Here is a 13523-nt window from a genome sequence, read left to right as displayed (position 1 = left end):
CACGCGATTGACTACTCATGGTGATATGCGCAGGCAGGCGGGTAGGCCCCAGACGTGAGCCGAGCGGCGAGGGGGAGACGGAGGGCCGCGGCCGTGCTGCTGGCGGGGGCCGTGTTCCTGCCGGCCGCCTGCTCCGGCGGCGGCGGCCGGAGCATCCCGCTGGTCAACCTCTACAACGCGCCGCAGGAGAACCTCGCCGCCATCGTCGCCCGCTGCAACGCCCAGGCCCACGGCCGCTACCGCATCCTGCTCAACACCCTGCCCCGCGACGCCGACGGCCAGCGTGAGCAGCTCGTGCGCCGGCTCGCCGCCGCCGACCCCGGCCTGGACGTGCTCGGCCTCGACGTCACCTGGACGGCCGAGCTGGCCGAGGCCCGCTGGATCCGCGAGTGGACCGGCGAGCACGCCCGGCTGGCCCGCGCGGGCACGCTGGCCAAGCCCCTCGACACCGCCACCTGGCGGGGCAGGCTGTACGCGGCGCCGTACAACACCAACGTGCAGCTCCTGTGGTACCGCTCCGACCTGGTGCCGCGGGCGCCGCGCACGTGGGGCGAGATGGCGAGCGCCGCCGCGGGCCTGGCGGCGCGCGGCAAGCCGCACTACGGCGAGGTGACCGGCGCCCAGTACGAGGGCCTGGTCGTCTGGTTCAACAGCCTCGTCGCCTCCGCCGGCGGGCGCATCCTCGACCCCGGCGGCACCCGGGTGGCGCTCGGGCCGCCCGCGCTGGAGGCGCTCACGGCGATGCGCGACTACGCCCGCTCCAAGGCCGCCGACCCGTCGCTGTCGAACACGCAGGAGGACTCGGCGCGGCTGGCCATGGAGGGCGGCCGGGCCGCGTTCGAGGTGAACTGGCCGTTCGTGTACGCCTCGATGGCCGCCAACAAGCCGGAGCTGCTGCCGCACTTCAAGTGGGCGCCCTACCCGGGCATCCGCGGCGCGGGCGCCTCGCCGCTGGGCGGCGGCAACTTCGCGGTCAGCTCGTACTCACGGCACCCCGAGCGGGCGTTCCAGGCGGCGCTGTGCCTGCGCGACCCGGTCAGCCAGCGCATCGCCGCGATCAAGGACGGGCTGCCGCCCACCATCGAGGCGGTGTACCGGGACCCCGCCATGGCCGGGCCGTACCCGATGCGGCAGGCCATCCTCGACGCGCTGAAGACGGCCGCGCCCCGGCCCAAGACGCCCACGTACCAGAACGTCTCCACGACGATCTCCGCGGCGCTGTCGCCGCCCGCCGCCGTCGACCCGCCCGTCACGCTCGCCGAGCTGCGCGAGCAGATCTCCCTCGCGCTGCGCAGCCAGGGGGTGCTCCCATGAGCGCCCGCGGCCCGGCCGCCCGGAAGGGCCGGCCGCTCACGGAGGGGCAGCGGGCGGAGCGGCGGCTCGGGCTGTGGCTGTGCGCGCCCGCCGCGTTCGTCATGGTGGTGGTCACCGGCTGGCCGATCGTCTACTCGGTGCTGCTCTCGCTCCAGCGCTACGACCTGCGCTTCCCCGCCGCCAAGGCCTGGGTCGGCCTGTCCAACTACGCCACCGTGCTGACCAGCTCCGTGTGGTGGAACGCCTTCTGGGTTACCCTGGTGATCACCGTCGTCAGCGTCGCGATCGAGCTGGTGCTCGGCATGCTGCTGGCGTTCGCGATGTACCGGGCGCTGGTCGGGCGCGGCCTGGTCCGCACGGTCGTGCTCATCCCGTACGGGATCGTCACGGTCGCCGCCGCCTACGGCTGGAAGTACGCCTGGACGCCCGCCACCGGCTGGCTGGCCGGTCTGCTGCCCGAGGGCACGGCCCCGCTGACCGAGCGCGGCCCGGCCATCGCGATCATCATCCTGGCGGAGGTGTGGAAGACCACGCCGTTCATGGCGCTGCTGCTCATGGCCGGCATGGCCGTGGTGCCCGAGGAGCTGCTGCGCGCCGCGTCGATGGACGGGGCCGGCCGCTGGCAGCGGTTCACGCGGGTGATGCTGCCGCTGATGAAGCCGGCCATCCTGGTCGCGCTGCTGTTCCGCACGCTCGACGCGTTCCGCATCTTCGACAACATCTACGTGCTGACCAACGGCTCCCAGAACACCTCCTCCGTCTCGGTCAGCGCCTACCACAACCTCATCGGCGGCCTGAACCTCGGCATCGGCTCCACCATGTCCGTGCTCATCCTCGTCACCGTCGCGATCATCGCGGTGATCTTCATCCTGGGGTTCGGCACGGCCGCGCCCGGAAGCGAGCGGTGATGGAGGCCGGCCGCCGGAGCGTCTCCGGCTGGACCGTCGCCAACGTCGTGGTCGTCCTGTACGCGATGATCCCGGTGCTGTGGATCGCGTCGCTGTCGTTCAAGGACCCCAGCACGTTCACCGACGGCTCGTTCATCCCGCGCAAGTGGACGATCGACAACTACACCGGCATCTTCGCCAACACCGACTTCGTGCGCGGCCTGATCAACTCCATCGGGATCGGGCTGATCTCCACGCTCGTCGCCATCGTGTTCGGCACCATGGCGGCCTACGCCGTCGCCCGGCTCGCCTTCCCCGGCAAGCGGCTGCTCATCGGCGTGTCGCTGCTGATCGCGATGTTCCCGCAGATCTCCCTGGTCAGCCCGCTGTTCCAGATCGAGCGGGCCCTCGGGCTGTTCAACACCTGGCCGGGGCTCATCATCCCGTACATCACGTTCGCGCTGCCGCTGACGATCTACACCCTGTCGGCGTTCTTCCGCGAGATCCCGTGGGAGCTGGAGAAGGCGGCCAAGATGGACGGCGCCACGCCGTTCCAGGCGTTCTGGCAGGTGATCGTGCCGCTCGCGGCGCCCGGCATGGTGACGACCGCGATCCTCGCGTTCATCTTCTGCTGGAACGACTTCCTGTTCGCCATCTCCCTGACCTCCTCCGACGCCGCCAGGACCGCGCCGGCGACGATCTCGTTCTTCACCGGCAGCAGCCAGTTCGAGGACCCGACGGGCTCCATCTCGGCGGCGGCCGTGGTGATCACCATCCCGATCGTGATCTTCGTGCTGTTCTTCCAGCGGCGGATCGTGGCCGGGCTGACCTCCGGGGCGGTGAAGGGATGAGGCGAGGCCATGGCTGAGATCGTGCTCGACCACGTCACCAAGAGGTACGCCGACGGCACCGTGGCCGTCGACGACTTCGACGTCCGCATCGCCGACCACGAGTTCGTGATCCTCGTCGGCCCGTCGGGCTGCGGCAAGTCCACCACCCTCAACATGATCGCGGGCCTGGAGGACATCACCGACGGCGAGCTGCGCATCGACGGGCGCCGCATGAACGAGAAGGCACCGCGCGACCGTGACATCGCGATGGTCTTCCAGTCGTACGCGCTCTACCCGCACATGACGGTCCGCGAGAACATCGCCTTCCCGCTCAAGCTCGCCAAGATGGACAAAGCGGCCATCCAGGAGCGGGTGGAGCGGGCCGCCGGGCTGCTCGACCTCGCCCCGTACCTCGACCGCAAGCCCGCGGCTCTGTCCGGCGGGCAGCGGCAGCGCGTGGCGATGGGCCGGGCCATCGTGCGCGACCCCAAGGCGTTCCTCATGGACGAGCCGCTCTCCAACCTGGACGCCAAGCTGCGGGTGCAGATGCGCACATCCATCTCCCGGCTGCAGAAGAACCTCGGCACGACCACCGTGTACGTCACCCACGACCAGACGGAGGCCATGACCCTCGGCGACCGGATCGTCATCATGCGCGCCGGGCTCATCCAGCAGATCGGGCCGCCGCAGGAGCTCTACGACCATCCGCGCAACCTGTTCGTGGCCGGGTTCATCGGCTCGCCGTCGATGAACGTCCTGCCGGCGCGGCTGGAGGAGGGCGCGCTGCGCACGGCCATCGGGGACATCCCGCTGCGCGGCCGGCTGGAGCAGGCGGCGCGGGGCCGGGACGTGCCGCGCGAGATCATCGCGGGCATCCGGCCGGAGTCGTTCGAGGACGCGGCCCTGGTCCACGACGTGGACGGGGGCGGCACGTTCACCGCGACCGTGGACCTGCTGGAGTCGATGGGGCCGGAGAAGCTCGCCTACTTCACGCTCGGCGCCGGCGCGGTCCGCTCGGAGCACCTGGCGGACACGGGCGGCGAGGAGGCGGCGGAGGGCACCCAGCTCGTGGCGCAGCTCGACCCGAAGTCACGGGCCCGCAGGGGGGAGCCGCTGCGGCTCTGGTACGACACGCAGGCCGTTCACCTGTTCCATCCCGAGACGGGGGAGAACCTCACCGAGCGCGCCTGACGCGGACCCTCACGCCCGCGCCTCGAAGCGCCGTACCGACACGGCTCCCACCACCGGGCTGAGCACCCACAGCAGCGGCACGCCGTCCACCAGCCAGGTGAGTCCCGCCGTGAGCAGCCAGAACGCCCCCACCACCAGGAGCGCGGCGGCCTGCACCCGCAGCGCCGCCACGTCCGCCCCCGGCCGCAGCACCTGGTCACGCAGGATCGCCCGCAGCAGCGCCGCCTGCGCGAACAGCAGCGCCGCCACCGCGCCGGCGAACAGGCAGACGGTCAGCGGGTTGCCCGCCGACTCGCCGATCAGCCCCGTGGCGTACGGCAGCAGCACGACGACGATGAGCAGCGGGACGTGCCTGGCCATGATGCGGGGCGAGACCCGGACGACCATGTCGAGGGTGCGGTGATGCTCCCGCCAGACGCCCCACAGGATGAGGAAGGCGATGACGAAGGCCAGCCACGTGCTCCAGTTGTCGCCCAGGAAGTCCCACAGCCGGGCCGCGCCGGCCAGCCGCGACTCGCCGCCCTCGACCACGCTCGCGGGCGGGCGGGGGATCTCCACGGCCAGCAGCGTCATCGCGATCGCGAACACGGCGTCCACGAACATCGCCACCCGCTCGTGCGTCATCCCCGGCGCGACCGCGTCCCCCTCACCCATGCGTACCTCCTGGTCACCGAGCGTAACGCCCGCGCCGGGTGATCCGCCGCTCACCCCTTCCGGGCCGTCCTCTAGAGTGCGGGCGTGATGTCGCAGACGTACCTCTCCGAGCTGTTCTCCCTGGACGACAGGGTCGCCATCGTGACCGGTGGGAGCTCCGGCATAGGCCGGGGCATAGCCGGGGCACTGGCCCGCGCCGGCGCGAGCGTCGTGATCGTGGCGCGCAGGGAGGCCGAGTTGGCCGCCACGGTGGACGAGCTGACCGCCGGCGGCTGCCGCGCCGCCTGGGTCAGCGCGGACCTCAGCACCCGCGACGGCGTGCGGGCGGCGGCCGAGCAGGCGGCCGGGGTGTTCGGCGAGCCGGACATCCTGGTCAACAGCGCCGGGATCAACCTGCGCCCGCCGATGAACGAGATGACCGACGACGTCTGGAACATCACGATGACGGTCAATCTCGAAGCGCCCTACCTCCTCGGCCAGCGGTTCGGCCCCGGCATGGCGGAGCGCGGCTTCGGGCGGATCATCCACGTCAGCTCGCAGCAGGCACACCGCGCGTTCGTGCAGAGCGGCGTGTACGGCGTCTCCAAGGGCGGGCTGGAGTCGCTGGCGCGCTCGCAGGCCGAGGCGTGGTCGACCCACGGCGTCACCTGCAACACGCTCGTGCCCGGGTTCGTGATGACGCCGCTCAACGCCCGGCTGTCGTCCGATCCCGAGAAGGTGGCCGAGCTGGCGGCCCGCACCATGGTGGGCCGCAACGGGCTGGCCGAGGACTTCGCGGGCGCGGCGGTGTTCCTGGCCGGCCGCGGCTCCGCGTACGTCACCGGGCAGTCGATCTTCGTGGACGGCGGCCTGTCCGTCCACTGAGGACTCCGGACCGCCCGCCCGGGCGGTCCGGGGGCCGGGAGCGGCGTGTCAGCCGATGCGCAGGGGCAGCTCCCGCGGTCCGCGGACCTGCCCCGCCGCCCAGCTCACCCCCGCCGGGTCCGCCAGCTCGAACACCGGGATGCGCTCCAGCCACACCTCCAGCGCCAGCCGCAGCTCCATGCGCGCCAGGTGCGAGCCCACGCACCGGTGGATGCCGAGGCCGAACGCCACGTGCCGGTTGACCTCGCGGTCGATGACCACCTCGCCGGCCCGGTCGAACTGCGCCGGGTCACGGTTGGCCGCCGGGAACGACAGCAGCACCCAGTCGTCGGCCTTCATGTCGACGCCGTTCCACCGCATGTCGTCCTTGACCAGCCGCGCCATCGTGACGGGCGCGTAGACCCGCAGCAGCTCCTCCATCGCCGTCGGCAGCAGCTCCGGCTCGGCGACCAGCCGCTCCCGGTCGGCCGGCGTCCTGGCCAGGTGCCACAGCGACGCCCCGATCGCGCTCCAGGTGGTGTCGATGCCGGCGATGAGCAGCAGCGCCATCGTCCCGGCCACGTGGGACGGGTCGAGCTTGCGGCCGTACAGCTCCGCCTCGATGAGGTACGTCGTCAGGTCGTCGCGCGGACGGGCGACGTGCTCGCGGATCTGCTGGAGCAGGTAGTCGAACAGCTGGTCCATCCGCTCAATGCGCTCATCCGGCGGCAGGTTGACGCCTTCGAGGGAGTTCTCGATGAACTCGCGGAAGCGCGGCCCGTCCTCGGGCGGGAAGCCGAGCATGTCGGCGATGACCCGTACCGGGATGTGCTGGGCGTAGTCGCGGGCGGCGTCCACGACGTCGCGCCCCTCCAACGCGTCGATGAGCTCGTGGCACAACGCCCGCGTCGCCGCCTCCCGCTTCGAGACCGCGGTCTTGGTGAACGCGGGGAGCAGCAGCTTGCGGGCGTCGTGGTGGAACGGCGGGTCGGAGGAGATCGGCGGCACGCCGCCCACCGGCGCGATGTCGCGCGGCGGCCGGAAGTTGCTCATGACGATCGACCGCGACGAGAAGTGCTCGGTGTCGTAGGCGATCGCGGCGACGTCCTCGTAGCGCGTCGGCAGCCAGCCGCCGCCGAACCGCTCGGTGTGCGCGATCGGGCAGCGCTGCCGCAGGTCGTCCTGGATCGGGTACGGGTCCGCCGCCCACTCCGGCTCCATGTGGGAGAAGTCGGTCGCCCAGTCCGAGACCGGGCCGATGACCGGGTCGGTACGGACGCCCGGGGGCGGCTCGTCGCCGCGCTGCTCCCGGAAGTCCTCGGTGAAGCGGTCGTCGACGGTCATCTCACGCCTCCTGTAACAGGTCGATCGCGCGTTCGGGGCAGTTGGACACCGCCAGGCGGGCCGCGTGCTCCTCGCCGGGCGGCACGACCCCGTCGCCGGCGACGTGCCCGTAGCCCTCGTCGTCCTCCTTGAAGATGCCGGGGGCGAGCGTGTAGCAGCGGCCGTGCCCCTGGCAGCGCTCGGAGTCGATCTGCACTTTCACCGCGGTCGCTCTCCTCTGTTCGTTCATGCGTCGGTGCCGGACGGCGCTTCGGACGGGGGTCCGGACGGCGCTTCGGACGGGGGTCCGGACGGCGCTTCGGACGGGGGTCCGGACGGCGCTTCGGACGGGGGTCCGGACGGTGCGAGGGCGGTCACGACGCGGGTGAGCAGCGTGGCCCACTCCTCGTCGCCGACCGTGTGCAGGTCCGGAGTGACGAGCGAGCTGCCCATCGCCAGGAGGAGGCAGAAGTGGGCCAGCGCGTTCGGCGACAGCGCGGGGTCCAGCTCGCCGCCTCGCTGGGCGGCGCGTACGAGCGTGGCGACCCAGTCGGCGCGCTCGCCGACGTAGTCGCGCATGGGCCGGGCGACCTCCTCGTCCCGGCGGGCCGCGACCAGCGCCTGGACGATGAGATGCCCGCTCGGGTCACGGCGGCGGGGCAGCCAGCGCCCGATGACGAGCAGCAGGTCGGTGGCCGACCGGTCGGGGTCGGCCGCGAACAGGTCGGCCAGCAGCCGCCGCCCGTGCGCGCGCAGCGCCGCGACGAGCAGCTCGGCCTTCGACCCGAAGTGCGCGTAGAGGGCGCCGTTGCTGACGCCCGCGGCGGCGGCGATGTCGGCCACGCGCGTGCCGTCGTACCCGCGCTGCCCGAACACGTCGGCGGCGGCACGCAGCAGCCGCTCCCGCGTCTCGGCGGCGGTGACACCGGCGATGCGCCCCATGAACGAATTAAAAGATCGTTCATTTACCACGTCAAGGGCGAAAGCGAGATTTCCTCACTGTCTGGGGCCCTTGCAGATGTCAGTACGGCACGCGAGTTGTCAGTGGAGGGCCATCGGGGATGGCAGCGGATGACGTTGGGAGCGCTACATGCCCATGGGGGGCGATAGGTGGCCCATCTGGGAGCGACAGTTGGCCCCGCGTGTCCGCCAGGCAGGGCTGACTGGCCCGGCTCGATCTGCTGCATTCGCTGGCGAGAGGGATGCCAGGCCGTTTGCATGCCTGATCAAGATCTGCCGTATGTCTGTGCCGCCGAGATTGCTGGGCCAAAATGGCCCGCATGTCTACCATGCCCGAAGATCACGTTGAGACCGCACAGCCCTCCCCAATCAACGACTACGACAGGATGGCTGAGAATTACGCGGCCGAGAACGAGACGAGCCTCCTGAACGGGTACTACGAGCGGCCCGCGATGCTGGAGCTTGCCGGGGACGTGGCTGGAAGGCGCATCCTCGACGCCGGCTGCGGCTCGGGGCCCCTGTTCTCCGAGCTGCGCGATCGAGGGGCCATCGTGACCGGCGTCGACGCGAGTGCCGGGATGCTGGAGCTGGCCCGGCAGCGGCTGGGCGCCGACGCGGATCTGCAGGTCGCCGACCTGGCCAGCCCACTGCCCTTCCCCGACCAGGCGTTCGACGACGTCATCGCGTCCCTGGTGCTGCACTACCTGGAAGACTGGGGACCGACACTGGCCGAGCTGCGACGCGTGCTGAGGCCTGGTGGCCGGCTCCTCGTCTCGGTCGACCATCCTTTCAGCGTCGCTCTCTTTCAGCACATGGCCGGGGAGAAACCCAAGTACTTCGAGACCCGCAGCCGGACCGACGAATGGACCATGGGCGGGCAGACCGTCCAGATGAGGTTCTGGGACCGGCCGTTGCACGCGATGACCGAAGCCTTCACCGCGGCGGGCTTTCGCATCAGCGTCATCAGCGAACCGCCGTTCGTGCCGGAAGCCCGCGAAGTGTTCCCCGAGGAGCTCCGCGAGTTCGAGCCCACTCGCACGAGGTTCCTGTGCTTCTTGTTCTTCGTTCTCGAGGCGAGCTAGGCGCCTCGTAACGCTCAATCGTCGTGACTGAGCGTTTCAGCGTCTCACTGTGTTGCGCGCGGATCTGGCGAATTCTCAGGCGGCGGCCCAGCTGGTGCCCTGGTTCGCCTGGTTTGCACCAGTCTGGGCTGATGTGAGTGTCATCGGAGTTGGCGTTTCTCATCAATGTCTGCCGACGCCGAGGCGATCATGACCATGCCCGTCGCACGCACATGCCGGGTTCAGGGTGTTTGCGGGAGTGTGGACGCGATTTCGGTCGTGCCGATGAGTTTTGTGCGGATCCGTGGTCGATACGGCTGGACACACCGACAGCGGTGGGCCTGTGCTGGGAACGTCCAGCGCGGGAGGAAGCACATGGAGGCAGTGATGAGCGTCGACGACTCCAGGCAGGAGCACACCAGCCGGACTGGCGAGCAGGGGACGCGGGTGAGCGGCCCCAGGGTGTTGGTGGCGGGGGCGAGCATCGCGGGACCCGCGCTGGCCCACTGGCTGCGCCGGCGGGGGGCCGAGGTGACCGTGGTGGAGCGGGCTCCTGAGCTGCGTCCCGGCGGGCAGGCGGTGGACGCGCGCGGGGTCGCCAAGGAGGTCATCCGGCGGATGGGGCTGGACGCGGCGGTGCGCGCGGCGTGCACCGACACCGCCGGCGCGCACATCGTGGACGCGGACGGGAACGTGCTGGAGACCTTCCGTGCCGACGACGACGGTGGCGACGGGTTCATCGCGGACATCGAGATCCTGCGCGGGGACCTGTCCCAGGTGCTCTACGACGACACCCGCGACGGTGTCGAGTACGTCTTCGGTGACCGGATCGCCGAGCTCAGCCAGGACGCGGACGGGGTCGACGTGGTCTTCGCCGGCGGCGACCGGCGGCGCTTCGACCTGGTGATCGGGGCCGACGGGCTGCACTCGCAGCTGCGAGCGATGGTCTTCGGGCCGCGCGAGCACTTCATCCGCCATCTCGGGCTCGTGCTGGCCTTCTACAGCGTGCCCAACGAGTTCGGAGTGGACCGCTGGATGATCGACTATCAGGAGGCCGGACGGTCCGCCGGCCTGCGGCCCATCCCGGACGCCACCCGGGCGATGGCCATGTTCTCCTTCCCCGCGGCCGACTTCGACGTCGATTACCGCGACGTCGCGGCGCAGAAGCGCCTGCTGTGCGAGCGGATGGACGGTTTCGGCTGGTTGACCCAGCGCATCCTCGCGCGCGTGGACGACACCCCGGACTTCTATCTGGACCAGGTCGCTCAGGTGGTGATGGACCGCTGGTCGAGCGGACGGGTGGGGCTGCTCGGGGACGCGGCGTTCAGTGCGTCGCCGATGTCCGGGGCGGGCACCGGGCTGGCCCTGGTCGGCGCCTACCTGCTGGCCGGAGAGCTGGCCGCCGCCGGGTGGGACCCGGAGGCCGGGTTCGCCGGCTACGAGGCTCGGATGCGCTCGTTCGTGGAGGCCAACCAGGAGATCGGCCGGTTGCACGTACACAGCCTCGAGGTCCCAGGGCCGGACGCCGAGCCGAGCCCCGATTTCGCCAGCGAATGGTTCACCGAACTGGTCGAGCGTGCGATCAACGGCGTCGAGCTGCCCGACTACGCAGGGGTGCCGGACTCCGGGGCGTCGGCCGGACTACCGATGATCTCGTCGGCCAAGCCGTAGGTGTCACATAACGTGTCGAGAGGGACCACGCTTCGGTAGGACACCGCCGGACGACCTCCGCTCATGCCGCGTAGTGCGCGTTGGAGCGCCCGTTCGGCGGCCACGCCACGTTCCGATGAGGCGGTGTTGACTCGGAAACTGACAAGATCGATGAGATTCCACCGCGCGGGGTCTCGGCGGTTCTGTCACTTGCCTGGGCGGCGCTCACCGGAACTGACAAGACCATGGGGACATCGACCCTGTGGAGTCCAAGCTCATTGATCCCTAGCTGGATTGCTCGCCCGTCTTGTCTCAAGGCAGTTGTCGGTGCGCAGCTCGCCGACATGGCTCCCTGACACGATGGATGAGAACGGACATACGGCAGGAGGTTCGACCTGGGAAATGATGGCGGTCTGGCCGGGACTGTAAGAAGAGAGACAGAGCCGTTGTTCTTACAGTCCCGCTCTCGGCTGTGCGCCATGGCATCCACGGGCGCGGCCTGACTCCAGCGATCTTCAGGAGCATGCTCGCGTTCGCACCCGCCATGCCGGCAAGAAGGCGAACCGCGCTGCGCCGTGAATCTTCACGACTCATGCACTGACCGTCTCCTCTCCGTCTCTGCACGTTTACGTGTACGTGGCCCGGCATGTGAACCCGTACGCCGACAGTCGCATCCGGGATGGCCGCGGTGCTTGGCTCGCGCCTGGTGGGCGTCTACCTACATGGGTCCGCAGTGCTCGGCGGCTTCGACGCGCGGCGCAGCGGCATCGACGTCCTTGCAGTCTGCGAGCACCCCATGACGGCAGATGAGCAGGCAGCCGCCGCAGAACGGCTAAGCAACGACCGCCTGCCTTGCCCTGCTCACGGACCAAGACGATTTGGGCCGGGTCGTCGCCGCGGTGCTCAGACCAGGAGACCCAGGGTTTCGGGCGTTTCTCAGGCCGTCAGCTGCCAGTCCGAGTCGGTTTCCTCCTGCGCGCCCTGGTTGATCAGGTCGGCGAGGGCTCGTCGGTCCTGCGCGGGGAGGTCCTGCAGGAGGGCGACCTCACCGCCCCGATGATCGACGACGTCGAGGCGCCCGCCCTGCTCGCACTGGTCTGGAAGGGCCCGCCTAGCCAGGCCGTACGTGAGGCGCTGTGCTGTGCCGCCGCGCGTTCTTCGGCTGAGCCGGACTCAGGGCATCCTGGCCTCCATGGATGCGGCGGCCAGGGCCTTGATCTCGGGCGCGAGTCCGCGAGGAGGAACCCCTTGGCGACGGCGTCGTCGGTGGCGGCCTCGAAGGCGGGCAGGTAGCTGTCGCCGTACAGGCTGTCCAGGATGGCCGGGGAGAACGGGACGGTCAGGCCGAAGAGCCGGCCCAGGACGCCGTCGTCCGGGCTGACCCCGGTCAGTACGGCGGTGGGCACCTCCATCCAGGGCGTGCGGACCCCGCCGAGCGCGTTGCCGTGGTCGTCCCGCTCCAGCGCGGGGCCGGGCACGCTGGCCAGCGGGGGAGCTTGCGGCGGCGGAACGTCCTCGCGCACCCACTGGTCGAGCCGTCGGATCGCGGCCTTGGCGACGTAGTGGTGCTGAGGGCCGGAGTTGGCCAGGTGCTGCAGGTCCATGCCGCTCACGCGGGTGGTCGGGGCCAGCGCGGCGGCCAGCTCCGTGGGGGTGGCTTGGGTGAGGTCGAGGCGGCCGGTGGTGTTGAGGTAGGTGTCGGCGTGCGAGGCCCCGGCGAGCTCCCACACGCGCAGGTTCGGCCCGTCGAGCCGCCTGGCCCCCGCGTACCCGGCCGTGATCACATCGGTCTCCGTCACCAGGGCGAGCACCGGCACCGCGGGTCGGCGCGGAAGGGCACCGGCGTCCCATCGAGACCTGTCGTCGCCGGCCGCCGCGACGGCACGAGGGCCGGGGGCCGACACCCCGACCCAGACCGTGCCACTCCGGAACAGCTCGCCGTGGATGTACTGCCATTCCACGCCAGCGTCCATGAACGACGAGATGTTGAACCACTCCACCACCACGGTGCCGCTGAAGTGTTCGGGCCTGCGTACCAGGATCCGGGTCACGTACGGGGCCAATTCGTCGGCGTACGAGGCAGCCGTGCCGCGCAGCAGGTACTCCTCTTCGGTGTAGTCCGTGGCCAGGCCCCGGGCGACCTCGATGGCCTGTCCGTCCGGGCATCGTTCGAGATCCATGCGTGTGTCTCCTCTCGTCTCGGGCTTGTCAGCCCGTCCTTGACGTCTCCGAGTTCCGTCAGCCTGCCCTTGACGCGGCGGGTGTCAAGGGCAGGCTGACGCCGTGATGACGCGAAGCAAGGGCCGTCGCCGGGTGACACCGGTGGGAGAGGTCGCCACCAGGTGTTCGTTCTGCGGCACGCCCCACGCGGAGGCCAAGAGGGTCGTAGCGGGGCCGGGTGTCTACATCTGCGGCGCCTGCATGGAGCTGGCCCACCGGCTGCTCTCCGACCCGCCGCGGGGTAGCGAGCCCCAGCGGGCGCACCGCGGGCCCGATCCGGAAGCCGAGTGGCTTCCGGGCATGTCGGACGATGACCTGCTGGCCTCACTGCCGCGTCACGCGCTCACCATCGAGCCGGCCGAGCGCGATCTGCGGGCCTGGGTCCGTATCTTGCGCGACCGCGGGGTGACCTGGGCCAGGATCGGCCAGGCCCTGGGCATCTCCCGCCAGGCCGCCTGGGACCGCTTCGCCGCCGACGTCGAGGACCGCTGACCATCGCCGAAGACGACCTCGTCACGTCCGTCTGCTCCTGCGGCGCTCGCCCCGCGTCCTGCGTCCTCTTAATCGCTGGCGAACGCGCCGGCCGCCGG

General features: G+C 70.7%; 13 protein-coding genes. 8 read left to right on the top strand and 5 right to left on the bottom strand.

Translation table 11 applies throughout. The features are described 5' to 3' along the window. Positions 1-93: 93 nt before the first annotated feature. The 4 genes from AB0H64_RS00760 to ugpC are packed head-to-tail and all read left to right on the top strand — an operon-like array spanning position 94 to position 4222. Positions 94-1314 (top strand): ABC transporter substrate-binding protein, encoded by a 1221-nt coding sequence (locus tag AB0H64_RS00760; RefSeq protein WP_357618339.1) that lies wholly within the window; start codon positions 94-96, stop codon positions 1312-1314. Continuing rightward, positions 1311-2222 carry a sugar ABC transporter permease gene (locus AB0H64_RS00755; protein ID WP_357618336.1) on the top strand — a complete coding sequence of 304 codons (912 nt, stop codon included), beginning with the start codon at positions 1311-1313 and terminating at the stop codon, positions 2220-2222. The genes AB0H64_RS00760 and AB0H64_RS00755 overlap by 4 nt, the downstream gene beginning before the upstream one ends. Then, the gene (locus tag AB0H64_RS00750; RefSeq protein WP_357618333.1) at positions 2222-3052 is read left to right on the top strand and encodes a carbohydrate ABC transporter permease; all 831 of its coding nucleotides are present in this window, start codon (positions 2222-2224) and stop codon (positions 3050-3052) included. The genes AB0H64_RS00755 and AB0H64_RS00750 overlap by 1 nt, the downstream gene beginning before the upstream one ends. 9 nt (positions 3053-3061) lie before the next feature. Continuing rightward, on the top strand, positions 3062-4222 hold the full coding sequence (ugpC, locus tag AB0H64_RS00745) for a sn-glycerol-3-phosphate ABC transporter ATP-binding protein UgpC (RefSeq protein ID WP_357618331.1): 1161 nt from the start codon (positions 3062-3064) through the stop codon (positions 4220-4222). Positions 4223-4231: 9 nt separating this feature from the next. Here ugpC and AB0H64_RS00740 read toward each other — a convergent pair whose 3' ends face one another. Then, a complete protein-coding gene (locus tag AB0H64_RS00740) occupies positions 4232-4876 on the bottom strand; it encodes a TMEM175 family protein (RefSeq protein WP_357618328.1) in 645 nt (214 codons plus the stop codon). A gap of 87 nt (positions 4877-4963) precedes the next feature. Here AB0H64_RS00740 and AB0H64_RS00735 point away from each other — a divergent pair, with 87 nt between their 5' ends. Then, on the top strand, positions 4964-5740 hold the full coding sequence (locus AB0H64_RS00735) for an SDR family oxidoreductase (protein ID WP_357619681.1): 777 nt from the start codon (positions 4964-4966) through the stop codon (positions 5738-5740). 48 nt (positions 5741-5788) lie between these two features. Here AB0H64_RS00735 and AB0H64_RS00730 read toward each other — a convergent pair whose 3' ends face one another. The 3 genes from AB0H64_RS00730 to AB0H64_RS00720 are packed head-to-tail and all read right to left on the bottom strand — an operon-like array spanning position 5789 to position 7984. After that, positions 5789-7063 carry a cytochrome P450 gene (locus AB0H64_RS00730; RefSeq protein ID WP_357618325.1) on the bottom strand — a complete coding sequence of 425 codons (1275 nt, stop codon included), beginning with the start codon at positions 7061-7063 and terminating at the stop codon, positions 5789-5791. 1 nt (position 7064) lies between these two features. Next, entirely contained in the window at positions 7065-7265 is a 201-nt protein-coding gene (locus tag AB0H64_RS00725) for a ferredoxin (protein WP_357618322.1), read from the bottom strand. Between the two features lie 23 nt (positions 7266-7288). Beyond that, positions 7289-7984, bottom strand: a complete 696-nt coding sequence (locus tag AB0H64_RS00720) for a TetR family transcriptional regulator (RefSeq protein WP_357618319.1) — start codon at positions 7982-7984, stop codon at positions 7289-7291. Between the two features lie 329 nt (positions 7985-8313). On the opposite strand from AB0H64_RS00720, the gene AB0H64_RS00715 reads away from it, so the two are divergent. Continuing rightward, on the top strand, positions 8314-9084 hold the full coding sequence (locus AB0H64_RS00715) for a class I SAM-dependent methyltransferase (protein WP_357618317.1): 771 nt from the start codon (positions 8314-8316) through the stop codon (positions 9082-9084). A 366-nt stretch (positions 9085-9450) separates the two neighbouring features. Beyond that, complete coding sequence (locus tag AB0H64_RS00710) at positions 9451-10734, top strand: FAD-dependent monooxygenase (RefSeq protein WP_357618314.1); 1284 nt, start codon at positions 9451-9453, stop codon at positions 10732-10734. A gap of 968 nt (positions 10735-11702) precedes the next feature. Here the strand turns inward: AB0H64_RS00710 and AB0H64_RS00705 are convergent. Beyond that, positions 11703-12893: an alpha/beta hydrolase domain-containing protein gene (locus AB0H64_RS00705; RefSeq protein ID WP_357618311.1), complete on the bottom strand. Its 1191-nt coding sequence runs from the start codon at positions 12891-12893 to the stop codon at positions 11703-11705. A gap of 106 nt (positions 12894-12999) precedes the next feature. Here AB0H64_RS00705 and AB0H64_RS00700 point away from each other — a divergent pair, with 106 nt between their 5' ends. Next, complete coding sequence (locus tag AB0H64_RS00700) at positions 13000-13425, top strand: ClpX C4-type zinc finger protein (RefSeq protein WP_357619679.1); 426 nt, start codon at positions 13000-13002, stop codon at positions 13423-13425. Positions 13426-13523 lie beyond the last annotated feature (98 nt).

The sequence above is a fragment of the Nonomuraea sp. NPDC050733 genome (assembly GCF_040654215.1).
Lineage (GTDB): Bacteria > Actinomycetota > Actinomycetes > Streptosporangiales > Streptosporangiaceae > Nonomuraea.
The sequence above is the reverse complement of the archived record's forward strand: the minus strand, read 5'-3'. Positions and strand labels throughout refer to the sequence as shown.

Coding starts and splice junctions, on each gene's coding strand:
- AB0H64_RS00755 (WP_357618336.1), top strand. CDS start 1,311: ATGAGCGCCCGCGGCCCGGCCGCCCGGAAGGGCCGGCCGCTCACGGAG.
- AB0H64_RS00750 (WP_357618333.1), top strand. CDS start 2,222: ATGGAGGCCGGCCGCCGGAGCGTCTCCGGCTGGACCGTCGCCAACGTC.
- ugpC (WP_357618331.1), top strand. CDS start 3,062: ATGGCTGAGATCGTGCTCGACCACGTCACCAAGAGGTACGCCGACGGC.
- AB0H64_RS00740 (WP_357618328.1), bottom strand. CDS start 4,876: ATGGGTGAGGGGGACGCGGTCGCGCCGGGGATGACGCACGAGCGGGTG.
- AB0H64_RS00735 (WP_357619681.1), top strand. CDS start 4,964: ATGTCGCAGACGTACCTCTCCGAGCTGTTCTCCCTGGACGACAGGGTC.
- AB0H64_RS00730 (WP_357618325.1), bottom strand. CDS start 7,063: ATGACCGTCGACGACCGCTTCACCGAGGACTTCCGGGAGCAGCGCGGC.
- AB0H64_RS00720 (WP_357618319.1), bottom strand. CDS start 7,984: ATGGGGCGCATCGCCGGTGTCACCGCCGCCGAGACGCGGGAGCGGCTG.
- AB0H64_RS00715 (WP_357618317.1), top strand. CDS start 8,314: ATGGCCCGCATGTCTACCATGCCCGAAGATCACGTTGAGACCGCACAG.
- AB0H64_RS00710 (WP_357618314.1), top strand. CDS start 9,451: ATGAGCGTCGACGACTCCAGGCAGGAGCACACCAGCCGGACTGGCGAG.
- AB0H64_RS00705 (WP_357618311.1), bottom strand. CDS start 12,893: ATGGATCTCGAACGATGCCCGGACGGACAGGCCATCGAGGTCGCCCGG.
- AB0H64_RS00700 (WP_357619679.1), top strand. CDS start 13,000: ATGACGCGAAGCAAGGGCCGTCGCCGGGTGACACCGGTGGGAGAGGTC.